The sequence below is a fragment of the Pseudoxanthomonas sp. genome (assembly GCF_027498035.1).
GTDB lineage: Bacteria > Pseudomonadota > Gammaproteobacteria > Xanthomonadales > Xanthomonadaceae > Pseudoxanthomonas_A.
In genome coordinates, this window is record NZ_CP114978.1 from 2512737 (window position 1) to 2538735 (window position 25999).

19 protein-coding genes and 2 pseudogenes are annotated in these 25999 nt (G+C 67.9%); 8 read left to right on the forward strand and 13 right to left on the reverse strand.

Annotation, left to right across the window (positions count from 1 at the left end):
* Nucleotides 1–41 precede the first annotated feature (41 nt).
* The 8 genes and pseudogenes from O8I58_RS10905 to O8I58_RS10940 all read right to left on the reverse strand — a co-directional run bounded on the left by O8I58_RS10905 (nt 42) and on the right by O8I58_RS10940 (nt 9307).
* Nucleotides 42–1470 (reverse strand): annotated as a pseudogene (locus tag O8I58_RS10905) (glycine betaine ABC transporter substrate-binding protein).
* Between the two features lie 44 nt (nt 1471–1514).
* Nucleotides 1515–2258 (reverse strand): ATP-binding cassette domain-containing protein, encoded by a 744-nt coding sequence (locus O8I58_RS10910; protein WP_298315625.1) that lies wholly within the window; start codon nt 2256–2258, stop codon nt 1515–1517.
* Between the two features lie 42 nt (nt 2259–2300).
* The gene (locus tag O8I58_RS10915) at nt 2301–3446 is read right to left on the reverse strand and encodes an acyltransferase family protein (RefSeq protein ID WP_298315627.1); all 1146 of its coding nucleotides are present in this window, start codon (nt 3444–3446) and stop codon (nt 2301–2303) included.
* A complete protein-coding gene (locus O8I58_RS10920) occupies nt 3443–4735 on the reverse strand; it encodes a lytic murein transglycosylase (RefSeq protein ID WP_298315630.1) in 1293 nt (430 codons plus the stop codon). Before O8I58_RS10920 ends, O8I58_RS10915 begins: the two co-directional genes overlap by 4 nt.
* A gap of 173 nt (nt 4736–4908) precedes the next feature.
* Entirely contained in the window at nt 4909–5520 is a 612-nt protein-coding gene (locus O8I58_RS10925; protein WP_298315632.1) for a DUF938 domain-containing protein, read from the reverse strand.
* Between the two features lie 10 nt (nt 5521–5530).
* Nucleotides 5531–7034, reverse strand: a pseudogene (locus tag O8I58_RS10930) (ATP-binding protein).
* Between the two features lie 6 nt (nt 7035–7040).
* A complete protein-coding gene (locus O8I58_RS10935) occupies nt 7041–7481 on the reverse strand; it encodes a response regulator (protein ID WP_298315634.1) in 441 nt (146 codons plus the stop codon).
* Nucleotides 7478–9307: a sensor histidine kinase gene (locus tag O8I58_RS10940; RefSeq protein WP_298315637.1), complete on the reverse strand. Its 1830-nt coding sequence runs from the start codon at nt 9305–9307 to the stop codon at nt 7478–7480. Before O8I58_RS10940 ends, O8I58_RS10935 begins: the two co-directional genes overlap by 4 nt.
* A 272-nt stretch (nt 9308–9579) precedes the next feature.
* Here O8I58_RS10940 and O8I58_RS10945 point away from each other — a divergent pair, with 272 nt between their 5' ends.
* From O8I58_RS10945 to O8I58_RS10970, 6 genes are all read left to right on the forward strand, one after another.
* Entirely contained in the window at nt 9580–11193 is a 1614-nt protein-coding gene (locus O8I58_RS10945) for an OpgD/OpgG family glucan biosynthesis protein (protein ID WP_298315640.1), read from the forward strand.
* A gap of 330 nt (nt 11194–11523) precedes the next feature.
* The gene (locus O8I58_RS10950) at nt 11524–12711 is read left to right on the forward strand and encodes a glycosyltransferase family protein (RefSeq protein ID WP_298315643.1); all 1188 of its coding nucleotides are present in this window, start codon (nt 11524–11526) and stop codon (nt 12709–12711) included.
* A 136-nt stretch (nt 12712–12847) separates the two neighbouring features.
* Nucleotides 12848–13621 carry a glucose-1-phosphate cytidylyltransferase gene (gene rfbF, locus O8I58_RS10955; protein ID WP_298315646.1) on the forward strand — a complete coding sequence of 258 codons (774 nt, stop codon included), beginning with the start codon at nt 12848–12850 and terminating at the stop codon, nt 13619–13621.
* A 5-nt stretch (nt 13622–13626) separates the two neighbouring features.
* The gene (locus O8I58_RS10960; protein ID WP_298315648.1) at nt 13627–14673 is read left to right on the forward strand and encodes an NAD-dependent epimerase/dehydratase family protein; all 1047 of its coding nucleotides are present in this window, start codon (nt 13627–13629) and stop codon (nt 14671–14673) included.
* A complete protein-coding gene (gene rfbC / locus O8I58_RS10965) occupies nt 14670–15233 on the forward strand; it encodes a dTDP-4-dehydrorhamnose 3,5-epimerase (protein ID WP_298315650.1) in 564 nt (187 codons plus the stop codon). Before O8I58_RS10960 ends, rfbC begins: the two co-directional genes overlap by 4 nt.
* A 13-nt stretch (nt 15234–15246) precedes the next feature.
* A complete protein-coding gene (locus O8I58_RS10970; protein WP_298315651.1) occupies nt 15247–16506 on the forward strand; it encodes an NAD(P)H-dependent oxidoreductase in 1260 nt (419 codons plus the stop codon).
* A gap of 42 nt (nt 16507–16548) precedes the next feature.
* On the opposite strand, the gene O8I58_RS10975 is transcribed toward O8I58_RS10970, so the two are convergent.
* Nucleotides 16549–17487: a LysR family transcriptional regulator gene (locus O8I58_RS10975; RefSeq protein WP_298315653.1), complete on the reverse strand. Its 939-nt coding sequence runs from the start codon at nt 17485–17487 to the stop codon at nt 16549–16551.
* Between the two features lie 168 nt (nt 17488–17655).
* Between O8I58_RS10975 and dctA the strand changes: the two genes are divergently transcribed.
* Both dctA and O8I58_RS10985 read left to right on the forward strand, forming a co-directional pair.
* Complete coding sequence (gene dctA / locus O8I58_RS10980) at nt 17656–18969, forward strand: C4-dicarboxylate transporter DctA (RefSeq protein WP_298315656.1); 1314 nt, start codon at nt 17656–17658, stop codon at nt 18967–18969.
* Between the two features lie 63 nt (nt 18970–19032).
* Nucleotides 19033–20196 (forward strand): mandelate racemase/muconate lactonizing enzyme family protein, encoded by a 1164-nt coding sequence (locus O8I58_RS10985; RefSeq protein WP_298315658.1) that lies wholly within the window; start codon nt 19033–19035, stop codon nt 20194–20196.
* Nucleotides 20197–20253: 57 nt separating this feature from the next.
* On the opposite strand, the gene O8I58_RS10990 is transcribed toward O8I58_RS10985, so the two are convergent.
* From O8I58_RS10990 to O8I58_RS11005, 4 genes are all read right to left on the reverse strand, one after another.
* Nucleotides 20254–20700: a universal stress protein gene (locus O8I58_RS10990; protein ID WP_298315660.1), complete on the reverse strand. Its 447-nt coding sequence runs from the start codon at nt 20698–20700 to the stop codon at nt 20254–20256.
* Between the two features lie 178 nt (nt 20701–20878).
* On the reverse strand, nt 20879–23086 hold the full coding sequence (gene uvrD / locus O8I58_RS10995; RefSeq protein ID WP_298315662.1) for a DNA helicase II: 2208 nt from the start codon (nt 23084–23086) through the stop codon (nt 20879–20881).
* A gap of 77 nt (nt 23087–23163) precedes the next feature.
* A complete protein-coding gene (locus tag O8I58_RS11000) occupies nt 23164–24432 on the reverse strand; it encodes a cation:proton antiporter (protein ID WP_298315664.1) in 1269 nt (422 codons plus the stop codon).
* 40 nt (nt 24433–24472) lie between these two features.
* The gene (locus O8I58_RS11005; protein ID WP_298315667.1) at nt 24473–25993 is read right to left on the reverse strand and encodes a tryptophan halogenase family protein; all 1521 of its coding nucleotides are present in this window, start codon (nt 25991–25993) and stop codon (nt 24473–24475) included.
* Between the last annotated feature and the right edge of the window lie 6 nt (nt 25994–25999).

A 25999-nucleotide genomic window follows, 5' to 3' on the forward strand; every position in this document is an offset into this window, starting at 1 on the left:
CTTTGCGCGACCGCCCGGATGCGCGCCGCGCGGCCACGCGCCTAGACCCTGGCCGCCAGCCGCAAGCCCCGCGGCGTCATCGCCCGTTCGAACAGCTCGAACATCCCCTGCACCAGCAACGCCAGCACCGCCGCCGGCACCGCGCCCTCCAGGATCATGCCGATGTTGTCCAGGCGAATGCCGGTAAGGATCGGCTGCCCGTAGCCACCGGCACCGATCAACGCGCCCAGCGTCGCGGTGCCCACGTTGATGACCGCGGCGGTTTTCACCCCGGCCAGGATCGTCCCCAGCGCCAGCGGCAATTCGACCCGCCACAAGCGCGTGTGCGCCGGCAGGCCAATCGCGGACGCCGTCTCGCGCAGGTCGCGTGGAATCCCGGTCAGGCCCGCATGGGTGTTGCGCACGATCGGCAGCAACGAATACAGGAACAGCGCGGCAATCGCCGGCTTGGCGCCAATGCCGAAGATCGGAATCATGAAGACGAACACCGCCAGCGACGGCAGCGTCTGCAGCACCCCGGTCAGCGACAGCACGACCTGCCCCAGGCGCGGGCGGCGCGCAGCGAGGATCCCCAGCGGCAGCGCAACGAGCAGCGCCAGGCCCAGCGAAATGCCGACCAGCGCCAGGTGCTCCAGGGTGCGCTGCGCGATGCGTGCAGCACGCCCGCTGGCCTGCGGCGCCTCCACGCCCAACCAGGCCGAGGCGACCTGCGTTTCGGTTTGGTGCTCCAGCTTGACCTGCGCGTTGAGCCGCTGCATCGCCGCCGCATCGATCCTGCCCTGCAACGACTGCAGCGCCTGGATGAAGCCGGGTGCGCGCTGCGCCAGGTCCTGTCGATACAGGAACACCGCCTGGTAATCGGGGAAGTAATGGCGGTCGTCCTCCAGCACCACCAGGTCGTAGTACGGGATCTCCGCATCGGTGCTGTACAGGTCGGTCACGTCGATCGCGCCGCTCTGCAGCGCGCGATAGGCCAGGTCGTGATCTAGCCCGCTGGGCTGCTGCGGCAACCGGTACGCATCGCGTACGCCCGGCCAGCCATCGACACGCTGCAGGAACTCGTTGCTCAGGCCGAGCTTCAGCCCGGGATGCCGGGCCAGGTCGCCCAAGGTGCGGATGCCCAGCTGCGCGGCGCGTGCCTTGCGCATGCCGAAGGCGTAGCTGTCCTCGAACCCCAGCGACCCGGTCATCGCCAGGCCCTTTCGTGCGAGCGCCGCACGCACCTGCGCGTCGTCGGCATCGGGTTGCTGCAGCAGCTCCTGCTTGAGCGTGCCGGTGTACTCGGCGTAGGCGTCGATGTCGCCCGCCTCCAGCGCGCGCCACAGGATCCGGGTGCCGCCAAGCTGGCGCCTGTGTTCGACCTCGATGCCGGCCTTGCCGTGCCTGGCCGGCGGCGATCTCGCCCAGGATCACCGCTTCGGTGAAGTTCTTCGAGCCAACGACTCCTTTGTCCTCTCCCAGTGCGGCCATCGGTGCGCACAGGAGCCACAACGCGACGCCCCATCCGGCCCACCTCATGCCGCATCGTCCAGGCTGCGCTGCGCGGTCAGGAACCGGGTGACGAAGTCATCGACCGGATGCGCCAGCAAGGCGCGCGCCGTGCCCTGCTGCAGCACGCGGCCGGCGCGCATCAACACCAGCGTGTCGGCCAGATAGGCGGCTTCGGCCACATCGTGGGTCACCAGCACCACGGTCTTGCGCAGATGGGCGAACAGCGTGCGCATCTGGGTCTGCAGTTCGTGGCGCACGATCGGATCGAGCGCGCCCAGCGGTTCGTCCAGCAGCAGCACCGGTGGGTCCAGCATCAGCGCGCGGATCAGGCCGACGCGCTGGCGCTGGCCACCGGAGAGTTCCGCCGGGAAGCGCACCAGCAGTTCGCCCGGCAGCTGGCAGAGCCGGGCCAGTTCGGACAGGCGCGCATCGATGCGCGTGCGCTCCCAGCCCAGCGTGCGGGCGAGCAGCGCCGCGTTGTCGCGCACGCTCAGGTGCGGGAACAGGCCGCCCTCCTGGATCACGTAGCCAATGCGCCGACGCTGGGCCAGCAGGGTATCGCGCCGCAACGGCTCGCCGCCGAAGCGCACCTCACCGCGGTCCGGCCACTCCAGGCCGACCAGCATCCGCAGCACGCTGGACTTGCCGGCGCCACTGGGGCCGATCAACGCCGTGGTGCGGCCGGGCGCGATCTCGAGATCGACGCCATCCAGCGCCACGGCCTGGCCGTAGCGGCGCGTGACGCCATGCAGGGAAAAGTTCGCCATGGCCCGATGCTGGCACAGGCCACGGCGACATGTCGCCCAACCTCAGCCAGCGGGTGACGACGTCGCCTTGCCCAGCGGCGCGCCACGCAGCCAACGCTGCTTGATCCAGCGCTCGGCCGGCAGCGTCCACGCCTGGGCGAAGGCCCAGGCCAGCACCCAGCACAGCGGCAGCAGCGCCAGATACCACCATGCGCCATGGCGCACGTCCGCGCCCAGCCGCCGGTACACCCCGACCAGCGCGAACACCACGAACATATGGGTCAGGTACAACTCGTAACTCAGCCGGCCGGCGCTGCGCAGCCAGCGCAATGTCCGCATCGGCGTGCGTGGCGGCATTGCGTGCAGGCCAGCGATCAGCAGCGCGGATGCACCGGTCAGGACCAGCATGTACCCGTTACCCAGCGACGCCCACAGCTCGCGCCCGCACAGCAGCACCGCCAGCAGGCCGATCACGCCAGCCGCGCGACACCAGCGCGCGGTGGAAGCGGGCATCGCCCAGTGCTTCACTGCCAATGCCGTCAGCACGCCGGCCGCAATCGCGGAGAAGCCAGGCAGATACGCCTTCTCCTGCCAGATCTCGTTGCCGTCCAGCGCCGCGCGCGTGACCGGCAACGACACCGCCAGCAGCGACAGTGCGATCACCAGCCACGCCCGCCTGCGCAGCACCAGGCACAGCAGCGGGAAGACCAGGTAGAACACCTCCTCGATCGACAGCGACCACAGCACGTCCCAGCCGCCGGGCAGCCAGCCGGTGCGGCCCTCGTACCAGTTGAGGGTGAAGCTCACCGCCGCTGCCAGCGCGCCCGGCAGCGATTGGTCGTCGCGTTCGATCACGTACTGCGCCACGCCCAGCAGGTGCATCGCCGACAACACCGCCAGCAGCAACGCCAGCGGCGGCACGATGCGGGCGACGCGGCGCAGGTAGAAGCGCCGCACGTCAATCCGCGCCAGCGATGGCGCCCGTTGCAGCGCATGCCAGGTGATCAGGAAGCCGGAGATCACGAAGAACACGAAGACCGCTTCGTAACCGTTGTAGCTCAACGCGCTCAACAGGCGGCGCGGCAGCCAGTCGGCCAGCGCGGTGTCGCGCAGCGGGATGCGCAGCGCCAGGTGGTGGATGAGCACCAACAGGATCGACACGCCACGCAGGGCGTCGATGCCGGCGTTGCGCTGCGACGTTTCGGTCACGGCGCAGGCGCAGGCGTTGCGGGTGCGGCCGCAGGCGGCAACGCCACCGGTGGGCCCGCCGCACGCAAGGCGTCCAGGATCTTCTGGCCGGCGCGACCATCGGCCGGCAGCAGGCCCAGGCGTTGCTGTTCTTCGGCAATCGCGCGACGGGTCACCGCCCCCATCAAGCCATCGGGCGTGCCGATGGCATGGCCACGGGCCAGCAACAGTGTCTGCAGCTCCTTGCGCGCCGCGCGGTCCAGCGGTGGATCGTCGGTGGGCCAGCGCGCGACCAGCGGCCCGCCACCACGCAGGCGATCAGCTAGCAGCGCGATCGCCAGCGCATAGCTTTCGGCGGCGTTGTAGCTGTAGATCGCATCGAAATTTCGGAACACCACGAACGCCGGTCCGGCCACACCCGCCGGCAGCAGCACCGCGGCTGGCGTGTCGCTGGGATCGATCGCGCCACCGTCGATGCGGGTCACGCCGCGTGCCACCCACTCGCGCAGCGGACGCTTGGCCTTGCGACCGGCCAGCAACGCATCGAAGCCCGCCGGCAGCTTCACCTCGTAGCCCCACGGCTGGCCGGGCTGCCAGCCGGCACGGTCCAGGTAATTGGCGGTGGAGGCCAGCGCGTCGGGCACGCTGTGGACCAGGTCGCGGCGGCCATCGCCGTCGCCATCCACTGCGATGCGCGCATAGGTGCTGGGCATGAACTGGGTCTGCCCGAACGCGCCGGCCCACGAGCCGGTCAGGCCATCGGTGGTCAGGTCGCCGGACTGCAGCAGCTTCAACGTGGCGATCAGTTCACCACGGAAGAACGCCTGCCGCCGTCCGAAGCAACTCAGCGTGGACAGCGACACCAGCAGCGGCCGCTTGCCCTGCACCCGGCCGTAGTCGCTTTCCACGCCCCATACCGCGGCCACGGTCGCCGCATCGACACCGCTGGCCTGGGCGACCCTGGCGAAGGTATCGGCATGTTCAATGAGCAGTGCGCGGCCATCGGCGATGCGCGCGTCATCCACCAGCGGCGCCAGATAGTCCCAGATCGGCGTGGAGAATTCGGGCTGGCTGTCCAGCAATGGCAGCACGCTCATGTCCGGCGTGATGCCGGCCAGGAAGCGGTCGAAGGCCTCGCCTGCCACGCCGCTGGTGGCGGCCAGGCCGCGCAGTTGCGCGCTGCAGGTGGCGAAGGCGCGCTGTTGTTCCGAGGTCGGCAGACCGGGGGCTGGGGACACCTGCTGGGCCTGGACGGACGAAGCCAGCAGCACCAACGCCAGCGGCAGGGAGCGTGCAACGATGGGAGGCATGGGCAATGCGCGGCGGGAAGGATCCTGGCGATTGTAGGCCGGGCCCCGGGCGGGTTCGCAGCGCCTCAAGGCCGCTGCTGTTTGCTGGTCGCGCCGAGCTTGTGGAAACCCCTGGGGACTCGGTTGCTCATCGGCAGGATCGCCGCACAGGACCCAGCGGGGTGGACTCCGCGTTACGCGTGGTGGGCTCGACCGCGGCGCCACACCAGCAGGCGGTTGTTCGCCGGCATCGCATGGTCCGCCTCCAACCGCAGGCCAATGCCGCGCGCCAATGCATCCACCGCCTCGAAGTCACGAATGCCGCTGGCCGGATCGCGCGCCTTCAGCCATTGATCGAACTGCGCATTGCTGTCGCTGGTGAACGCGCCGCCGTCGTTGAACGGCCCGTACACCGCCAGCGTGCCGCCGTCGGCCAGCACGCCATCGACGCCAGCGAAAAACGCCTGCACCTGCGGCCAGCCCATGATGTGCAGGGTGTTGGCGCTGAAGACCGCGTCGAATCGCGCGGTCGGCCAGGGACCGGTCGCCACATCCAGCGTCAACGGCAGTCGGGTATTCGGCAAGGCCGCCTCCTCCAGCCACTGCACGATGCCGGGCAGGTGCTCAGCCCGCTCGCTGGCCTGCCAGACCAGCCACGGCATGGCCGCGGCGAAATGCACCGCGTGCTGGCCGGTGCCGCTGCCGATTTCCAGCACGCTGCGCGCAGCGCGCAACGCCACGGACAGCACGGCAAGAATCGGGTCGCGGTTGCGTTCGCAGGACGGCGCGAAAGGTTTGTCGTGCATCGTCCAGGCGTCAGAGCGTGCCGGTGGCCAGGGCTTCGGCGACGGCCTCGAACACCTCGTCCAGTTCCAGCGGCTTGTCCAGCAGGTAGACCGGCAGGTCGCTGGGCAGCGCGGCCTGGTCGAACGGCCTGGCCGGGTCCTGCAACAGGATCACCGGTCCGCGATAGCCACGCTGGACCAGCGCACGCATCAGCGTCAGCGCCGGCAGCAGCACCAGATCGCTGTCGATGACGAACAGGCCCGGCATGCCATCGACGGTCACCGCCCGTAGCGCATAGGCGCCATCGGGTGCGCGGGCGGGGGCGTAGCCGTGGCTTTCCAGGGCCGAGCACAACAACGTCTGCCGGGTGCTGTCGCCCATCCACCAGCAGGATCCGCTGGCCCTGGCCGGACGCGACGCGCCTGGACTGCGGCGCCGGGTCACTGGCCAGGGTCGGCAGGAAGACCGAGAAGGTGGTGCCCGCCCCCGGCGTGCTGTCCACGTCGATCCGCCCCTGGTACTGCTCGACGATGCGCAGGCAGGACATCAGCCCCAGGCCGGTCCCGTCGGGCTTGGTGGTGAAGAACGGCGTGAACAGCTGCTTGCGGACCTTCTCGTCCATGCCGGTGCCCTGGTCGGACACGCGCATGCACACGGCACCGGGTGCGTCGTGCGCCGACACCGTCAGCGTGCCGCCGGCCGGCATGGCCTGGATGCCGTTGAGGCACAGGTTGATCAACACCTGCTGCAGCTCGACATAGTTGGCGTCGATCTCCATCGGGGCCAGCGGCGGCTGCAGCTGCAGCGTCACCTTGTCCGGCAGGCTGCCCTGTAGCAGCACCTGCACGGCCTGGAACAGTTCGCCCACCGACACCGGCTCGCGTGCCTTGCGCGCGCCGCGCACGAAGGACAGCATCGATTCGGCCATCTCGTGGCCGCGGCGGCCTGCCTCGGCGATCACCTCGCCCAGCTTGTGGATCTTGGGATCGTCGCTGTGGATGGCCAGCAGGTCCGGCACGATCAGCAGCGGTTGCAGGATGTTGCGCAGGTCGTGGCTCAGGCCGGCGGCCAGCATCGCCATCGAGTCCAACCGCTGCGAACGCAGCAGTTCCTTCTCCACGCGCTCGTGTTCGTACCTGCTGCGCGCTTCGCGGATCGCGCGCGCCGCCGCGGACGGCAGGCGCGCGGTCTTGTCCTTGAGGATGTAGTCGGCCGCGCCATCGCGCAGGGCCTGCACCGCGGTGTCCTCGCCCATGGTCCCGGACACGAAGATGAAGGGCACCGGCGGTTCCAGCGCCCGCACCGCCCGGAGCGCGTCGTAGCCGGAAAACCCCGGCATGCTCAGGTCCGACAGGACCAGGTCCGGATCGAATTCCTGCAGGGCGCGCCGCAGCCCGGCTTCCGAATCCACCCGCTGGAACTCGGCCTCCAAGCCAGCCTCCAGCAGTTGTCCGGAGGTCAGTTCCGCGTCTTCGGACGAATCCTCCACCAGCAGGATGCGGACCGGGCCAATCGGGGTGGTACTCAACGGCATCTTCAGTCAGTCCTGGCCCGGCGCTTCGTTCAAGACCGCCCAGAACGTGCCCAGGGTCTTGACCGCGGTGAAGAACTGGTCGATGTCCACCGGCTTGACCACGTAGGCATTGGCGCCCAGGTCCCAGCTGCGGGCCAGGTCGCTCTCTTCGCGCGAGGACGACAGGATCACCACCGGCATGGTCTTGAGGCTCTCATCCTCGCGGATGCTGCGCAGCACTTCCATGCCGTCCATGCGCGGCATCTTGATGTCCAGCAGCAGCACCGCCGGCAGGCCTTCGGCGCGGTCGGCATAGGCGCCGCGGCGGTGCAGGTAGTCCATCGCCTCCACGCCGTCCTCGACGTGCACGATGGGATTGACCAGGTTGGCTTCGCGCAGCGCGTCGATGGCCATCTCGGCGTCGGCGGTGCTGTCTTCGGCCAGCAGGATGGTGCGGATGGCACTCATGCAGTGAACTCCGGGGATGAAGGGGTGCGGGTGACCGGGACGTTGTCCTGGGAACCGGGGATGACGAAATGGAGCGTGGCGCCCTGCTCGGGCTGGGCTTCGGCCCAGACCCGGCCGCCATGGCGGGAGACCACCCGGCGCACGCTGGCCAGGCCGATGCCGGTGCCGGCGTATTCGCTGGCCTTGTGCAGGCGCTGGAACACGCCGAACAGTTTCCCGGCATAGGCCATGTCGAAACCGGCGCCGTTGTCCTTGACCCAGAAGTGGTGCCCGCCTTCGCCTTCCGGCGCGTGGCCCACCTGGATCCGCGCCACTTCGCGCTTGCTGCTGTACTTGACCGCGTTGCCCAGCAGGTTCTGCCAGACCTGGCGCAGCATGTTCTCGTCGCCTACCAGGATCGGCAGCGGCTGGATGTCCCAGTCCACGCGCAGCGGCAGGGCGTGTTCGTCGGCCCTGACGTTGGCATCGAGCATGGCGCGGGTTTCGTCCACCAGCGACTGCATGTCCACCGCCTGCAGGCGCAGCGCGCTGCGACCCAGGCGCGAATACACCAGCAGGTCGTCGATCAGCGAGGACATGCGCCGGGCCGAATCGCCGATCACCTGCAGGTAATGGCGGCTGCGCTCGTCGGCGGCATCGCCCAGGTGCCGGGCCAGCTTGTCGGAGAAGCCCGAGACGTGCCGCAACGGCGCGCGCAGGTCGTGCGACACCGAGTAGCTGAAGGCCTCCAGCTCGCGGTTGACGTCGGAGACCTGTTCGATCTTGCCTTCCAGCTGGCGGTTGAGGTCGATGATGCGCTGCTGGCTGACCTTCTGGGTGGTCACGTCGCTGATGGTCATCAGCACCGCTTCGTCGTCGCGGTCGGGCAGCGACATGCGACGGGCGTTGAGCAGCAGCACGCGCGACACGCCACCGGCGGTTTCCTGCTGCACTTCGTAGTCCCACAGCTCACGCCCGCGCGCGAAGACGTCGGTCAGGCGCTGGAGCACCACATCGTCGTTCCAGCCGTCGCTGACCTGGGCCAGGGTCAGATCGACCCCGGCTTCCCCTTCGAGCGCATACAGCTCGCCGAAGGCGGCGTTGTACATCAGCACGCGCTGGCCGCCATCCAGCAGCACGATCGGTTCGCGCACCGATTGCAGGATCGCCGATGAGCGCGCGGAACTGCGCGCGGCGCGGCTTTCGGCATGCAGGCGATGGGCGATCTGCCGGCCCAGCACCACAGTCACCACGGTCAGCAGCAGCAGCTGCACCAGCAGGCCACCCCAACCCACCCAGTTGGCCAGCCTGCGGGTCTTGTCCGACCCGGCGGTACGGCGGGTGGCGAACCGCTGCTCGGTGTCCTGCAGCGCGCGCATCAGCGGCACGATCGGATACTTGTCGACCAGTTCGGACATCAGCGCACCGCGCTGCTCCGGGGGCGCATCCAGCAGCGCCTGGGCGATGGCCACGCGCTGCTCCAGGACTTCCTTCAGCTGGCCCAGCCGGACCTGCTGCTCCGGCGAATCCCGGGTGAGGACCATGACATTGGCCAGCATGGGCTGCAGGGTGTCACCGCCACGTTCGACCCGGGTGCGCAGGCGCGGTGCGGGCACGCCCAGGCTGACCAGGACGGCCGACTGCTCGATCTCGTCGATCTCCACGTTAAGCGCGCCCAGCTCGGTCTGGACCTGGCGTGTATGGGCCAGCAGGTCGGCCGCGACCAGGGTGTCGTCCTGCAGCGCCTGCCGCAGCACGGCGGGCGCGACCACGATCAACAACACCGCCACCCCGATCAAAGGCAGTCGCCAGCGCCCCCACTCCACGCGGGCCAATCGTTTCCGCATTCACACCCCGGCTCACATGGAAATCAACAACTGCGATATCGCATCCGAATTGTCACAAAAACACCAAACCGCCGCATCCGGAGCCTCTGCCCGTTCAGCGTTGGCGCATGTCCGCGTGACCCACGAACATGCATCCGAGGCCAGCAGCAGGGCCTTGCAGATGACGGCCATGGTCGCACGTCCGGCATCGGTACTGCCCGCGCACTCACTCCACCATGGACCGGCCTTGGCTAGGATGCGACGCTTCTCGTCCCTGACCGCATCCCCTGCCCATGATCCGACGCCAGTTCCTCAGCCGCGCCGCCGGCACGCTTGCCGCCCTTGGCCTGCCGCCAGGCCTGTTGCTGTCCCAGTCCGCCTTCGCTGCGGCCAGGACCGGCAAATCCAACCTGGTGTTTGGTCCGGCCGAGCCGTTCGACTACGCCAGCCTGAAGGGCCAGGCCCGCGCACTGGCAGCCAAGCCCTATCACGCCCACGGCGGTCCGCTGCCGGCCGCGCTGGACGGACTGAGCTGGGACCAGTACCAGGCCATCGGCTACCGCAGGGACCACGCGCTGTGGGCCGGACAGGACGACAAGTTCCTGGCCCAGTTCTTCCACATGGGCCTGTACTTCAAGAAACCGGTGACCATGCATGAAGTCGCCGACGGCCAGTCCCGCGAGATCAAGTACAACGCCGGCATGTTCGACTACGGCAAGAGCGGGCCGGGCAAGGCCCGGCTGCCCGACACGCTGGGCTTTGCCGGTTTTCGACTGAACACCAAGGACGATCCCAGCCGCGATTTCGCCGCGTTCCTAGGCGCCAGCTATTTCCGCGCGGTCGGCAAGGAAGGCCAGTACGGCCAGTCCGCGCGCGGCCTGGCGATCGACACCGGTAGCGGCAGGCCGGAGGAATTCCCCGATTTCGTTGCCTACTACCTGGAAAAGCCCGACCCGGATTCGGACACGCTGGTGATCTATGGCCTGCTGGATTCGCCCAGCGTGGCCGGCGCCTACCGCTTCGCGCTGACCCCGGGCGAGCCGCTGCTGATGGACATCGACTGCGCGCTGTATCCGCGCACCACCATCGACCGCATGGGCCTGGGCCCGTGCACCAGCATGTACCAGACCGGCGAGAACGACCGCCGCATGGCCTGGGACTGGCGCCCGGAGATCCACGACACCGATGGCCTGGCGCTGCACACCGGCAGCGGCGAATGGATATGGCGGCCGCTGACCAATCCGCCGCAGCTGCGTTTCAACGCCTTCGCCGACAACAACCCGAAAGGCTTCGGCCTGCTCCAGCGCGACCGCGACTTCGACCACTACCAGGACGATGGCGTGTTCTACGAGAAGCGCCCGTGCCTGTGGGTGGAACCCAAGGCCGGCTGGGGCGAGGGCTCGGTGCAGCTGATCGAGATCCCGACCATCGACGAGACCTTCGACAACATCGTCGCGTTCTGGAGCCCCAAGGACAAACCCAAGGCCGGCGACGAGCTGCTCTACGGCTACAAGCTTTACTGGGGTTCGGCCGCGCCGATGGTGCCGACCCAGGCGGTCTGCGTGGCCACCCGCACCGGCCTGGGCGGGGTGGTCGGACAGAAGCGCAACCACTGGTCGCAGCGCTTCGCGGTGGATTTCACCGGTGGCAACCTCGCTGCGCTGGAAAAGGCCGACGCCAAGCTCGAGCCGGCGCTGCAGATCACCGGCGGCACGCTGGAAACCGTGTCCTGCCGGCCGCTACGCGAGCTCAAGGGCTTCCGGGTGATGTTCGACGTGGTCCCCGACAAGGACGACAGCAGCCAGATCGACCTGCGCCTGTACCTGAAGGACGCCACCGGCGCGCTCAGCGAAACCTGGCTCTACCAGTTCAGCCCACCGCCGCTGGCCGAACGCAGGATCTACTGATCCGCCCGGGGGCGCAGACGCCCCGGCGACGTATTTGGCACGGGCAGAAGGCCCGGCGAATCGGAGGCGTCCGGTTGGCCGGGCCTTCTGCGTTGAATCCCGGGTAACCGCCGAGTCGTGGTGCCTGCACGCCGCCCCCTTTCCGACTTCCGTCAGGACAGGGCGGATGTGCCGGGCAGCGCCGGCTAGCGGTTGCATCACGTGCGGTCGCGCGATTGCGACCGATGTTCCGAACCACGATGGTCCATCGCCCGCCTGGATGCGGCGATTCCCATTGGACGTCGGGCGCCACGTGCGTCAGGTACCCCCCAGCTTGACGAGGGATCTTCCATGGCCGACCGGTCTGTCCTGCTGTCTTCCAATTTCAACGCCTGGCCGGAGCCGTTCAATGGCCAGGCCTACGCTTTCCTCAACGTCATCGAGCAGGTCGAGGACGCCGACATCATCGCGCCGCGGCCTCCGCCCCATGCCGATGGCCGCGGCGTGAATCCCAGCGTCGGGTATCTGTGGAACGAACTGCGCCACCGGCTTGCCTCGCAGGCGTGGCGCCGGTTCGGCAATGCCGGGCTGTCCAACGCGCAGCCGGTCCACGTCGCGCGCGACTACGACGTGTTCCTGTTCGTATGCCAGTTCCCGCTGGAGCTCACCGCGCTCAAGCGCATGCATGGCTGGCGCGAGCGTTCGGAAAGGGCCTACGTCTACCTGCTGGAGGGTTGGCCGGAACGCTTTCCGGCGCAGGCGCAGGAGCTGCGCATGCTGGACCAGTTCGACCACGTCTTCGTGCTCAACGCCGAAAGCATCCCGGCGCTGCGCCAGTACACCTCCACGCCGGTCTCGTTCCTGCCCAGCGCCTGCGATACCGCGCTGGCGTGTCCTTACCCGGGCACGCCCCAGCGCGGCATCGACGTGCTCAGCCTCGGCCGCCGCATGCCCGAGCTGCACACCAAGCTCAGCGCACTGGCCGCGCAGGACGGGGATTTCTTCTACGTCCACGATGTGCTCAAGGCCGGCGCGGTCACCGACTGGGCCGAACACCGCGCCCAGTCGGCGGCGATGATCAAGCGTTCCAAATACTTCATCGCCTACGACTTCACCGTCGACACCACGGGCATCTTCAAGGGCGTGCGCAAGAACGCGCTGGCCACGCGCTACTTCGAAGGCACCGCCGGCGGCGCCATCGTGCTGGGCGCGCGCCAGCAGTGCCCGGAATTCGCTGACCACTTCGACTGGGAAGACGCGGTGATCGAACTGCCGCCGGGCACTCCGGACGTGGGCGCCTTCCTGTCAGACCTCAACAGCCAGGGCGAGCGCATCGAACGGGCACGCACCACCAACATCAGCCAGGCGCTGCGCCGGCATGACTGGGCCCATCGCTGGGGCCAGCTGCTGGACATCGTTGGCCTGCCACGCAGCGCACGCCTGCAGCAGCGCATCGAGCGGCTGGCCAGCATGGCGGCGATGGTGGAAGTCGCGCATGGCGCTCCCCGGGGGGTGCGACGGCATGACATGACGGCATGAGGGATTGGGGAACGCTTCACCCCGGCGGCGGGATGCCGTCGCCTCGCCTGCGCATGGACCAGGGCGGTCCGTGGCAGGAACAACACGCAGCCGGCATGCCGGCGAAGGACGAGCACGTGGCGCGGAAGGAGTTCGAATGAAGGCCGTCATCCTGGCCGGTGGCCTGGGCACCCGGATCTCCGAGGAAACCTCGGTGCGCCCCAAGCCCATGGTGGAAATCGGCGGCAAGCCGGTGCTCTGGCACATCATGAAGATCTACAGCCATTACGGGATCAACGATTTCATCGTGTGCCTGGGCTACCGTGGCGAGGTGATCAAGGATTTCTTCATCAACTACCACCTGATGGAATCCGACGTGACCTGCGACCTGTCCACCAACACCACCACCCTGCACAACTCGCGCGCCGAACCGTGGCGGGTGACGCTGGTGGACACCGGCGCGTCGACCATGACCGGCGGCCGCCTCAAGCGCGTCATGCCATACCTGCAGGACGAGGAAGCGTTCTGCCTGACCTATGGCGATGGCGTGTCCGATGTCGATATCGCCGCCGGCATTGAACTGCACCAGCGCGAAGGCCGCTTGGCCACGGTCACCGCGGTCCAGCCACCGGGCCGCTTCGGCGCACTGCGCGTGGAAGGCGACCAGGTCACCGGTTTCCGCGAAAAACCCGCCGATGGCGATGGCCTGATCAACGGCGGCTTCTTCGTGCTCTCGCCCAAGGTGGTCGATTTCATCGAAGACGACGCCACCGTGTGGGAGAACGCGCCGCTGGAAGGCCTGGTCGAACAGGGCCAGCTCAGCGTCTACAAGCACGAAGGCTTCTGGCAGCCGATGGATACGCTGCGCGACAAGAATTACCTCAACGACCTGTGGTCCACCAACAAAGCGCCGTGGCGCGTATGGGAGTGAAGACGATGCGCATCCTGATCACCGGCAACATGGGCTACATCGGTCCGGTCCTGGCGCGCCACCTGCGCCAGCGCTTTCCGCAGGCGCATCTGGTGGGTGTGGACCGCGGCTGGTTCGCCCACTGCCTGTCCGACAAGCGCGGCCTGCCCGAAGTGGTGCTGGACGAACAATGGTTCCGCGACGTGCGCGACCTGACCGCGCAGGACCTGACCGGCTTCGACGCGGTGGTGCACCTGGCCGCGGTGTCCAACGACGCGATGGGCAAGCGCTTCGAGATCGTCACCGACCAGATCAACTGCAAGGCCAGCCTGTCGGTGGCCCAGGCGGCGGCCGATGCCGGGGTGAAGCACTTCGTGTTCGCCTCCAGCTGCAGCGTGTACGGCGCCGCGGCCGACGGCACGCCGCGCTCGGAGACCAGCCCGATCGCGCCGCTCACTGCCTACGCCCATTCGAAGATCGACACCGAGACCGGCCTGGCGGCGATGAAGACGGACATGACCATCACGGCCTTGCGCTTTGCGACCGCGTGCGGCGCGTCGCCACGGCTGCGGCTGGACCTGGTCCTGAACGACTTCGTCGCCGGTGCGGTGGCCAGCGGCAAGGTCGAGGTGCTGTCCGATGGCACGCCGTGGCGCCCGCTAATCCACGTGCGCGACATGTCGCGCGCCATCGAGTGGGCGATCCAGCGCCCGGCCGACACCGGTGGCCGCTACCTGTTCGTCAACGCCGGCTCCGAGCGCTGGAACGTGCAGGTGCGCGACCTGGCCAATGCGGTGGGCGATGCCATCCCGACCGCCGAGGTTTCGATCTCCACCAACGCACCGGCCGACAGCCGCTCGTATCGCGTGGATTTCTCGCTGTTCGAAAAGCTGGCACCCTACCACCAGCCGATCGAAACACTGGAAGGCACCATCGCCGAGCTGCGCGACGAACTGCAGCGCACTGCGTTCTCCGACCGCAACTTTCGCCAGAGCGGCTTCATCCGCCTGCGCATCCTGGAAGGGCTGGTCGACAGCGGGGTGCTGGCGCCAGACCTGCGGGCGGCCGCATGAAATTCCACGAGACGCCGCTCAAGGGCGCGTATGTGATCGAGCCAGAGAAACGCGGCGACGAACGCGGCTGGTTCGCCCGCGTGTTCTGCGAAAAGGAAATGGCCGGCGCTGGCCTGGTCGACCGCTTCGTCCAGGTCAACAACTCCTACAACGCCGAAGCCGGCACGCTGCGTGGCATGCACTACCAGCTGCAGCCGGCCGCGGAGGTCAAGATCGTGCGCTGCGTGCGCGGTGCGCTGTGGGACTGCATCGTCGACCTGCGCCCGGATTCGCCAACCTACCTGAAGTGGCACGGCGTGGAACTCACCGCGGAAAACCGGCTGGCGTACTACGTGCCGCGCGGTTTCGCCCACGGCTTCGTGACGTTGGAGCCGGACACCGAGGCCTTCTACCTGGCCAGCGCGTTCTATGAACCCACCGCCGAACGCGGCCTGCGCTGGAACGATCCGACCTTCAATATCCAGTGGCCAGCCGAAGGCAGGATCATTTCAGACAAGGACGCCAATTGGCCGGATTTCGATCCGGACTACCACGGCGTGGACCAGCTGCGCGGCCTCTAACGAAGGAACCCCCATGGTGATCGATCGACTGCTGCAGGAACGCCAGGCCGCCGGCCTGCCCATCCGTGTGGGCCTGTATGGCGCCGGTTTCATGGCCAAGGGCATCGTCAACCAGATCGTGCATTCGGTGCCCGGCATGGTGTTGTCGGTGATCTGCAATCGCAACGTGGACAAGGCCCGCACGGCTTTCGAACAAGCCGGCGTCATCGCAGCGGTGGTCGATACCGGCCATGCCCTGTCCGAAGCGATTGCCAGCGGCACCGCCGCCGTCACCGACGACCCCGCGCTGCTATACGAATGCGATGAACTGGACTGCCTGGTCGATGCCACCGGCGCGGTCGAGTACGGCGCCCACATCAGCCTGGCGGCGATTGCGCATGGCCGCGACATGGTCACGATGAACGCCGAGCTGGACGGCACGGTCGGCCCGCTGCTGAAGAAAAAGGCCGATGCCGCAGGCGCGATCTTCACCGCCTGCGATGGTGACCAGCCGGGCGTGCAGATGAACCTGTTCCGCTTCGTCCGGTCGATCGGGCTGACACCGCTGATGTGCGGCAATATCAAAGGCCTGCAGGACCCGTACCGCACCCCGACCACCCAGGCCGGGTTCGCGGCCAAGTGGGGCCAGGACCCGCACATGGTCACCAGCTTCGCCGACGGCACCAAGATCAGCTTCGAGCAGGCCATCGTCGCCAACGGCACCGGCATGTCGATCCTCAAGCGCGGCATGACCGGCCATGACCATCGCGGCCATGTCGATGAGCTGACCAAGGTCTACGACATCGACGCGCTCAAGGCCGTCGGTGGCGCGGTGGATTACGTGGTCGGCGCGCAGCCCGGGCCCGGCGTGTACGTGCTGGCCACGCACGACGATCCCAAGCAACGGCACTACCTCAACCTCTACAAGCTGGGCGAAGGCCCGCTGTACAGCTTCTACACGCCCTACCACCTGTGCCACTTCGAGGTGCCGCTGTCGGTCGCGCGCGTGGTGCTGCTGCGCGACGCGGTGCTGCAGCCGCTGTGCGGTCCGTTGGTGGAAGTGGTCGCAACAGCCAAGCGCGACCTGCAGGCAGGCGAAACCATCGATGCGCTCGGCGGCTATCTCACCTATGGCCAGTGCGAACGCGCCGATGTCACCGCCGGCGAAGCGCCTGCTGCCGATGGGCGTGGCCGAGGGCTGCGTGCTCAAGCGCGCCATCGCCAGGGACACCGTGCTGACCTACGACGATGTCGAACTGCCGCAGGGCCGGTTGATCGACCGCCTGCGCGATGAGCAGGCGGCGATGTTCACCACCACGCCTGAAGCCGTGGGCGTCTAACTGGGCAGCGGCTCCGCACCAGGCACCGGCGCGGCGGCGGCGAAGAAGTCCCACATCGCCTCGGCCGCCTTCGGTAGGCGCGCGGCCGGACGGAACAGGCGGATCTCGATCGGGATTCGCAGCGTCGACGATGCCGGCGCCGCTTCCACCAGCCGGCCATCGGCCAGGTCGCGCGCCGCCAATGACCGCGGCAGCCAAGCCACGCCGTCGCCTGCCCGCGCCATCGCCAGCAGCGTGGCGGCCAGGTCGGAGGTGAACACCGGTGTGGCCTTGGCGATCACCGGCGCGAGCGGCGCATGTCCGGACAGGATCCTGCCCAGGCCCGAGTCGGCGCTGTAACCCAGGTACGCAGTCTTCGCGTTGGGGCGTTCACTCAATGGCCAGCGCGGGCGACCATCGTCGCGCGGCGCGCATAGCGGCAGCAGCACGTCGCCGCCGACCAGCACGCTGCGGAACTGCGACGGTTCCAGCATCAGCCGCATGCGCGGATGGTGGTGGCAGAGCAGGAACTGCGCGCCACCCTGCACCATCATCCGCTCGCAGGCGCGCATGGTGTCCGACACCAGCTTGAACGTGCCCAGCTCGGCCAGCTGCGGATTGCCGCGGATCCATTCGGGGAAAAAGGTGAAGGACAGCGCGTGGGTCGCGGCGAAGGTCAGCGACGGCGCGCTGCGACCGGCCACTTCCAGCGTCTCGCTGCGCAGCTGGTGCATGGAACGCACCAGCGCGGTGGCCTGGGTGCGGAAGTGCTCGCCGGCCGGCGTCAGCTGCACGCCCTGCCGCGAACGCTTGAACAGCGGCGTGCCCAGCCACTGTTCCAGCGCGCGGATGCGCCGGCTGAAAGCCGGCTGGGTGACATGCCGCAGTTCGGCGGCGCGGGAGAAGTTGAGCGTGTCGGCCAGGGCGACGCAGTCTTCGAGCCAGATCAGATCCATGATGCCTATTGTGCATCACGCGACGGTGGATTGGCATTGGATCAGCCGCCGAGCCGGCTCCTAGGATGACTGAATAACCGATGCACTCTGGCGGGGAAGGACGCCGCAGTGCATTGGCCATCCACTATTTCTGGCATCACGCCAGCATGTCGACGGGAGCGGACGAGCATGCAGGGGCAAGCGAAAAAGGGGCTGCTGAGGCAGCTCTACATCCAGGTGTTGATCGCCATCGTGATCGGCGGCCTGGTCGGCTATGCCTGGCCCGGTTTCGGCACGGCGTTGCAACCGGTAGCCGAGGGCTTCATCAAGCTCATCAAGATGATGCTGGCACCGATCATCTTCGCCACCGTGGTCGTGGGCATCGCCAAGATGGGCAGCATCCGCGATGTCGGCCGGACCGGCGTCAAGGCGCTGGTCTATTTCGAGGTGGTGTCCAGCGCGGCGCTGGCGATCGGCCTGATCGTGGTCAACCTCATGAAGCCCGGCGTGGGCATGAACATCGATGCGACCACCATCGACAGCAGCGAAGTCAGCCAGTACGTACAGCGCGCGCATGAAGGCGGCATCGTCGAGTTCATCCTCAGCATCATCCCGGCCACGCTGGTGGATGCCTTCGCCAAGGGCAACATGCTGCAGGTGATCCTGGTGTCGGTGTTGTTCGCCATCGGCCTGCTGCAGTTGGGCGAACGCGCCAAGCCACTGGTGGAGTTGATCGATACCGGCCTGCAGGGCCTGTTCCGGATGATCAACATGATCATGCGCCTGGCGCCGATCGGTGCCGGCGCGGGTGTGGCCTACACCATCGGCAAGTACGGCATCGGCACGCTGGCCTCGCTGGGCCACCTGATGCTGGGCGTGTACCTGACCTCGGCGCTGTTCGTGTTCGTGGTGCTGGGCGTGATCGCGCGCTGGGCAGGCTTCCCGCTGCTGCGGCTGCTGCGTTTCATCAAGGACGAAATCTTCGTCACCTTTGGCACCTGCTCCACCGAGGCGGTGCTGCCCCGCATGCTGGTCAAGCTGGAACAGGCCGGCGTGCGCAAGTCCACCGTCGGCCTGGTGCTGCCGACCGGCTACACCTTCAATGCCGACGGCACCAGCATCTACCTGTCGATGGCCGCGGTGTTCGTCGCCCAGGCCACCAACACCGACCTGCCGATCTACCAGCAGCTGGTGCTGATGGGCGTCCTGCTGCTGACCTCGAAAGGCTCGGCCGGCGTGGCCGGCGCCGGCTTCGTCGCGCTGGCGGCCACGCTGTCGACGCTGCATACCGTGCCGGTCGCCGGCCTGGTCCTGCTGCTGGGCGTGGACCGCTTCATGAACGAGGCGCGCGCGGTCGTGAACCTGATCGGCAATGCCGTCGCAACCATCGCCGTGGCCAAGTGGGATGGCGCGTTCGATCCGGCCAAGGCCCAGGAACTCATGCGTCGTCAGGACGCGGGCGAAGCCATGCCCGCGGCCATCGCCAAACCCACCGATCACTGACCTGCCGCGCTGCGCCCGTGCGCAGCCAAACCAATTTTCCGAAACGATTCGAGGAGACCCCGCATGCGCATTCTTGATGTTGTCGAAATCACCCAGCCGATCGCCTCGCCGATCCGCAACGCCTACATCGATTTTTCGAAGATGACGGCCAGCCTGGTCGCGGTGGTCACCGACCAGGTGCGTGACGGCCGCCGCGTGGTCGGCTACGGCTTCAACTCCAACGGCCGCTACGGCCAGGGCGGATTGATCCGCGAGCGCTTCCGCGACCGCCTATTGCAAGCCGAGCCCACATCGCTCCTCAACGACGCCGGCGACAACCTCGATCCGTCCAAGGCGTGGGCGGCGATGATGTCCAACGAAAAGCCCGGCGGCCACGGCGAGCGCTCGGTCGCGGTCGGCACGCTGGACATGGCGATCTGGGATGCCACCGCCAAGATCGCCGAGATGCCGCTGTTTCGTTACCTGGCGCAGATGAAGGGCCGCGAAGCCAACCCGCGCGTGTTCGTGTATGCGGCCGGCGGCTACTACTACCCGGGCAAGGACAACAGCGCGCTGCGCAAGGAAATGCGCGGCTACCTGGACCGCGGCTACACCGTGGTCAAGATGAAGATCGGCGGTGCATCCATCGACGAAGACCGCGGCCGCATCGAATCGGTGCTGGAAGAAATCGGCAGCGAAGCGCGGCTGGCGGTGGATGCCAACGGTCGCTTCGATCTGGAAACCGGCATCGCCTACGCCAAGATGCTGCGCGACTATCCGCTGTTCTGGTACGAGGAAGTCGGCGACCCGCTCGACTACGCGCTGCAGGCCTCGCTGAGCGAGTTCTATCCCGGGCCGATGGCCACCGGCGAAAACCTGTTCTCGCACCAGGACGCGCGCAACCTGCTGCGCTACGGCGGCATGCGCCCGGACCGCGACTACCTGCAGTTCGACTGCGCGCTGTCCTACGGCCTGGTCGAATACCTGCGCACGCTGGAGGTGCTGGAACAGTTCGGCTGGTCGCCGTCGCGCTGCATCCCGCACGGCGGCCACCAGATGTCGCTCAACATCGCCGCCGGCCTGGGCCTGGGCGGCAACGAGAGCTATCCGGACCTGTTCCAGCCCTACGGCGGCTTCCCCGACACGGTGAAGGTGCGCGACGGCCACATCGTCATGCCGGAACTGCCGGGCATCGGCTTCGAAGGCAAGTCTGACCTGATCAAGGTGATGCGCGACCTGGCCGAATAACGCGCGGCAGTGCATCCGCGGGACCCGGCCCCGCCCGTCCCGCGACGCGTCATCGGTTCAACGCACCACCAGCACCGGCACGGTGCTGCGGGTGACCACCTCGGCGCTCTGGCTGCCCAGCAGCACGCGGGTCAGCCCGCGGCGGCCATGCGAGGTCATCACGACCAGGTCGCTGCCGCGCTCCAGCGCGGTCTCCAGGATGCCGTCGGCCGCATACCGGTCCAGCACATGGACCGGTTCGGCTTCCACTTCCATTTCCGCGGCACGGTCCAGCGCCGGCTGCAGGATGGCGTTGGCGGACTGCTCGCGCTCGGCGCGGTATTCCGGCCCGGCCTCGTAACCGACCGCCCAGCCCTGCACGTCGGCCATGCCGCCGGCCCAGGGTTCGGACACGGTGACGATGTCGACCTTTGCGCCCAGGTGCGCGGCCAGGGACAGGCCGTGTTCCAACCCGCGCAGGGACAGGTCGGAACCATCGATGGCAATCAGGATTCTGGTGTACATGGCGTGCCTCCAGCGTCTGCGATGAAGGTATTGAACGCCCGTTAGCGTTAGCGCGCCTTGATCGTGATCAACGCCTAGTGATGCGGGGGCGTAGGGCGGGTCTTGACCCGCCATCATCGAAGTCCTGACCCGCCATCGCAATGCCCGCCGACCCGCAGGCGGTGGGTCAAGACCCGCCCTACGCCGGTTGCAGGTTGGCGTAGGCCATCACCAGCCACTTGGCGCCTTCGTCGAACTGCACCTGCACGCGCGCGTGCGCGCCGGCGCCTTCGTAATCGATGACCACGCCTGCACCGAACTTCGGGTGCGACACGTTGGAACCCAGCTTCAGCGCTGGCGCTTCCAACGGGGCGTGACCACCGCCGCGCGACGCACCCAGCGACGCCGGGCGCGAGACCTGCACCTTGGGCCGCACTTCGTTGAGCAGCTCGCGCGGGATTTCGCGCAGGAAGCGCGAGGGCACGTTGTAGTTGTCCATGCCGTGGATGCGGCGCGACTCGGCATAGGTCAGCACCAGCTTCTCGCGCGCGCGGGTGATGCCCACGTAGGCCAGGCGGCGTTCTTCCTCCAGCTTGCCGACCTCTTCCACCGAGCGTGCACTGGGAAACAGGCCGTCTTCCAGCCCGACCAGGAACACCAGCGGAAATTCCAAGCCCTTCGCCGAATGCAGGGTCATCAGCTGCACGCCGTCCTCGCCGGCCTGGGCCTGGCCTTCGCCGGCCTCCAGCGCCGCGTAGGACAGGAACGCGACCAGCTCGCTCATGGTCTCGGCCGCGTCGGCCGTGTCGTCCAGGTCCAGCGGATTGTTTTCCGCACGGGCGAAACGCGAAGCCACCGAGACCAGTTCGTCCAGATTCTCGGTGCGCGAATCCGAATCCAGCCCGCCCTTGCTTTCCTTGGCCCAGTGCTCGCGCAGCGCCGAGCGCGCCAGCACGTGGTCGATCTTGTCCTTCAGGTCCAGCTCGGCGGTCTCGCTGTTGAGCTGTTCGATGACCTGGGTGAACGCGGCCAGCGCGTTGCGCGCGCGCCCGGCCAGGTCGCCGCCCTGCGCGCATTGCTGCGCGGCATCCCACAGCGACAGCGAACCACCGCGCGCGACCCGGCGCACTTCATCCAGGGTGCGCTCGCCGATGCCGCGCGGCGGCGTGTTGACCGCACGCTCGAACGCGGCGTCATCGGCCCGGTTGGCGACCAGCCGCAGGTAGGCCAGCGCGTCCTTGATCTCGGCGCGCTCGAAGAAGCGCATGCCGCCATACACGCGGTACGGCACCTGCTGGGCGATCAGCGCTTCTTCCAGCGCGCGCGACTGGGCGTTGCTGCGGTAGAGCACCGCGACCTCGCCATAGCTGCCACCGTCACGCACCCACTGGCGCGCGCGTTCGACCACGTAACGCGCTTCGTCCATCTCGTTGTACGAGGCGTACAGGTCGATCGGGTCGCCCTGGCCGGCGTCGGTCCACAGCTCCTTGCCGATCCGGTCCGGGTTATGGGCGATGACCGCATTGGCCGCGCCAAGGATGTTCGCGGTGGAGCGGTAGTTCTGCTCCAGGCGGATGGTCTGCGCGCCGGGGAAATCCTTGAGGAAGCGCTGCACGTTTTCCACTTTCGCACCGCGCCAGCCATAGATGGCCTGGTCGTCGTCGCCGACCACGAACACATGCCCGGTGTCGCCGGCCAGCAGGCGGATGAAGCCGTACTGGATCGCGTTGGTGTCCTGGAATTCGTCCACCAGCAGCTCACCGAAACGGTGTCGGTAATGCGCCAGCAGCGCGGGCGTATCGCGCAGCAGCTCGTGCGCGCGCAGCAGCAGCTCGGCGAAATCGACCAGCCCGGCCCGGTCGCAGCGCGCCTGGTATTCAGTGTACGCGGCCACCATCGCGGTCAGCCACTCGTCGCGGCCTTCGGGCTGGATGTGCTGCGGGCGCCTGCCTTCGTCCTTCTGCTGGTTAATCCACCAGGCGATCTGGCGCGGCGGGTACTTGCCGTCGTCCAGTTCCAGCGACTGGGCCACGCGCTTGACCAGGCGCTGCTGGTCGTCCGAGTCCAGCACCTGGAAGCTTTCCGGCAGTTTGGCGTCCTGCCAGTGCAGGCGCAGCAGGCGGTGGGCCAGGCCGTGGAAGGTGCCGATCCACATGCCGCGGCCGCCGTTGCGCAGCTGCGCATCAGTGCGGTGGCGCATTTCGGCTGCGGCCTTGTTGGTGAAGGTCACCGCCAGGATGCCGTGGGTCGGCACGCCGTGGACCTCGTTGAGCCAGGCGATGCGGTGGGTGAGCACCCGCGTCTTGCCCGAGCCGGCGCCAGCCAGGACCAGGTAATGCCCCGGGGGGGCGGACACGGCCTCGCGCTGGGCCGGATTCAAATCATCGATCAGGTGGGAGACATCCATTGCCCCGCCATTCTACCGGGCCTGTCCAGCCCGGTCCGCCTGCCGGACGACCCGGCGTGTGCCGGGGAACGCCGTCGTCAGCGTCCCGGCCGCCCCGCGCCATGCACGGCAGACGCTTCGGCGCCGGCGCGGCCGCGCTGGAACGCCGCCACCATCGGCGAGGCCATCAGCGTGGTCACCAGGGTCATGCCAAACAGCAGGGTGAACAGGTCCGGGCCGATGACCCCGCTGTCCAGGCCGATCTTCATCACCACCAGCTCCATCAGGCCACGCGCGTTCATCAGCGAGCCCACGGTCAGGCTGTCGCGCCAGTCGTAACCACTCAGGCGCGCGCCCAGCGTGCAGCCGACCAGCTTGCCGACCACCGCCACCGCGATCACCAGCGCAAACCCGGCCACGCCGGCGCCGGCCAGGGCCTGCGCACTGGTGGCCTGCCCGGCCAGCGCGAACAGCACCGGCATCAGCAAGGTGATGGCCAGCGGCTCGATCCGCCCGGCCAGATGCTCCAGCAGGCGGTCTTCGCGCGGCAGGCAGATGCCGAACAGGAATGCGCCGAAAATGGCATGCAGGCCAATCCACTCGGCCGCCGCCGCGCACGCCAGCAGCCCGATCAGCACCCACACCAGCGCCGTCGGCGCAAAGCTGCCATCGCTGGCACGCGGGGTGAGCAGGCGCGCATACACCGGCCGCAACCCCAGGAAGACCACGCCCACCAGCACCAGCGCGCCGGCCGCGGTGAAACCCACCCCGCCATGGGCGCTGTTGCCACCGGTCAGGGTTAGCACCACCGCCAGGAACAGCCACACCGTCGCATCGTCGATCACCGCCGCGCCCAGGGCCAGCCGCCCGGCCGGCGTGCGGGTCATGGTGCGGTCCTTGAGGATGCGCGCCAGCACCGGGAAGGCGGTCACCGACATCGCCGCGGAAATGAACAACGCGAACGGCCAGAAGCCGATCCCGGCCGGGGCAAAGCGCGGGAACAGCCAGGGCGACGCGGCCAGGCCCAGCAGCAGCGGCAACGCGATGCCGGACAGCCCGACCGAGAACGCCGAACGCACCTGCGCCCTGGTGCCCTCGGGCGCGCGCAACTCCACGCCGACGATGAACATGAAAAGCACCACGCCCAGGTTGGCCAGGCCCGACAGCGGCGGCAGGCTGTCCTTGGTGAACAACGTGTGGTGCAGGTCGGGCATCCAGGCGCCGAACACGATCGGCCCCAGCATCAGGCCAGCGGCCATCTCGCCGATCACCGGCGGCTGCCCGAAGCGCTGCAGCAGCTTCCCGCACAGACGCGACGCGCCCAGGATCACCGCCAACTGCACCAGCAACAACGTGGTGGGATTCATCCGCGCATTCCTTCCGTTGGAGATCTGCCGAGCAGGCGCATCAGGCGCCTGCCCCGGCCAATGCCGGCGGCACGGCCGGGCAGTAGCGGCGCAGATACTCCATGTGTGCGGGCAGTTTTTCAACGACGTCCGACACGCGTTTGCCAATCCCGTCGAGGAACTGCCGCAGTTCCGCGTCCCCCATCAGGTCCGGCGCCGGATGGCGATGCCGCGGGGTGATGCCCTGGCCCAGCATCACCTGGATCCAGGAGTTCTCGGCGAACAGCTCGCCGGGGACGTGGAAGACAGTGCCGGTTTCGCGGAACAGGTCGATGCGATGCTGCAGCGTCGCCGGCAGTTCCATGTTGGCCACATATTCCCAGTACGGCGTGTCGCGCCGTTCGGTGGCGTGGTAATGCAGCACCACGAAATCGCGCACATGCTGCAGCTCGTCGTTGAGCTGAGCGTTGTACTCGTCGACGGCCACCTGGGTGATGACCTGCGGGAAGGACCGCATCAGGTTGACGATGCCGCGCTGGATCAGGTGGATGGTGGTCGATTCCAGCGGCTCGATGAAGCTGCCCGCCAGGCCCAGCGCCACGCAGTTCTTCTCCCAGCATTTCAGCCGACGCCCGGGGCGGAAGCGCACCGGCCATGGGTCCTTGATCACCTCGCCCTCGACGCTGGCCAGGAACTCGGCCTTGGCCTGGTCGTCGCTCATGTGCTTGCTGGAATACACGATGCCGTTGCCGACCCGGTGCTGCAGCGGAATCCGCCATTGCCAGCCCGCCTTGCCGGCAATCGCACGCGTATACGGCACCGCATCGCGCACCGCCGTGGTCTGCATGGCGATGGCGCGGTCGTTGAGCAGCCAGTGCGACCAGTCCTCGAATCCCACGCCCAGCGTCTGCCCGATCAGCAGCGCGCGGAAGCCGGTGCAGTCGATGAACAGATCGCCTTCGATCACGTCGCCGCGTTCCAGGCGCAGCGCGGCGATGTTGCCGCTGGCAGCGTCGGTCAGCACCTCGACGATCCTGCCTTCCACGCGCCGGCAGCCATGCGCCTCGCTCAAGGCCCGCAGGAAGCGCGCGTAGTAGCTCGCATCCAGGTGGTAGGCATAGTTCATGTGATGGCCAGGCACGTGCGCGAAGCGGTCGGCCAAAGCCGCTTTCAATTCGATGCAGTAGTCGTCGTAGCTGCCGGCCAGGCCGCGCTCGCGCCCCTTCAGCCAGAAATGCTGGAAGCCCGCGCTCCAATGGTCCTTGCCGGTGGCGCCAAAGGAATGGATGTAGCGGTGCTGCCGCGTGCGCCAGTTCTCAAACGAGATCCCCAGCTTGATGGTGCCTTGGGTGGCGGCCATGAACTGGCGCTCGTCGATGTCCAGCAGCCGGTGGAACGTGGCCAGTGAGGGAATCGTCGCTTCGCCGACGCCGACCGTGCCGATCTCCTCGGACTCGACCAGCGTGACCTGCACGACCTTGCCAAGCACGCGCGAGATGGCGGCCGCGGCCATCCAGCCGGCGGTGCCACCACCGGCGATCACGACGCGCCGGATCGGCGTTGTCTGCGGACTGTCTGTCATGCAACT

Excerpts from the sequence above, each read along its gene's own strand:
- O8I58_RS10960 (WP_298315648.1), top strand. The coding sequence starts at position 13,627 with ATGCGCATCCTGATCACCGGCAACATGGGCTACATCGGTCCGGTCCTG.
- O8I58_RS10975 (WP_298315653.1), bottom strand. The coding sequence starts at position 17,487 with ATGGATCTGATCTGGCTCGAAGACTGCGTCGCCCTGGCCGACACGCTC.
- O8I58_RS11000 (WP_298315664.1), bottom strand. The coding sequence starts at position 24,432 with ATGAATCCCACCACGTTGTTGCTGGTGCAGTTGGCGGTGATCCTGGGC.
- O8I58_RS10910 (WP_298315625.1), bottom strand. The coding sequence starts at position 2,258 with ATGGCGAACTTTTCCCTGCATGGCGTCACGCGCCGCTACGGCCAGGCC.
- O8I58_RS10950 (WP_298315643.1), top strand. The coding sequence starts at position 11,524 with ATGGCCGACCGGTCTGTCCTGCTGTCTTCCAATTTCAACGCCTGGCCG.
- O8I58_RS10935 (WP_298315634.1), bottom strand. The coding sequence starts at position 7,481 with ATGAGTGCCATCCGCACCATCCTGCTGGCCGAAGACAGCACCGCCGAC.
- O8I58_RS10970 (WP_298315651.1), top strand. The coding sequence starts at position 15,247 with ATGGTGATCGATCGACTGCTGCAGGAACGCCAGGCCGCCGGCCTGCCC.
- O8I58_RS10990 (WP_298315660.1), bottom strand. The coding sequence starts at position 20,700 with ATGTACACCAGAATCCTGATTGCCATCGATGGTTCCGACCTGTCCCTG.
- O8I58_RS10945 (WP_298315640.1), top strand. The coding sequence starts at position 9,580 with ATGATCCGACGCCAGTTCCTCAGCCGCGCCGCCGGCACGCTTGCCGCC.
- O8I58_RS10985 (WP_298315658.1), top strand. The coding sequence starts at position 19,033 with ATGCGCATTCTTGATGTTGTCGAAATCACCCAGCCGATCGCCTCGCCG.
- rfbC (WP_298315650.1), top strand. The coding sequence starts at position 14,670 with ATGAAATTCCACGAGACGCCGCTCAAGGGCGCGTATGTGATCGAGCCA.
- dctA (WP_298315656.1), top strand. The coding sequence starts at position 17,656 with ATGCAGGGGCAAGCGAAAAAGGGGCTGCTGAGGCAGCTCTACATCCAG.
- O8I58_RS10925 (WP_298315632.1), bottom strand. The coding sequence starts at position 5,520 with ATGCACGACAAACCTTTCGCGCCGTCCTGCGAACGCAACCGCGACCCG.
- O8I58_RS11005 (WP_298315667.1), bottom strand. The coding sequence starts at position 25,993 with ATGACAGACAGTCCGCAGACAACGCCGATCCGGCGCGTCGTGATCGCC.
- uvrD (WP_298315662.1), bottom strand. The coding sequence starts at position 23,086 with ATGGATGTCTCCCACCTGATCGATGATTTGAATCCGGCCCAGCGCGAG.
- O8I58_RS10940 (WP_298315637.1), bottom strand. The coding sequence starts at position 9,307 with ATGCGGAAACGATTGGCCCGCGTGGAGTGGGGGCGCTGGCGACTGCCT.
- O8I58_RS10920 (WP_298315630.1), bottom strand. The coding sequence starts at position 4,735 with ATGCCTCCCATCGTTGCACGCTCCCTGCCGCTGGCGTTGGTGCTGCTG.
- rfbF (WP_298315646.1), top strand. The coding sequence starts at position 12,848 with ATGAAGGCCGTCATCCTGGCCGGTGGCCTGGGCACCCGGATCTCCGAG.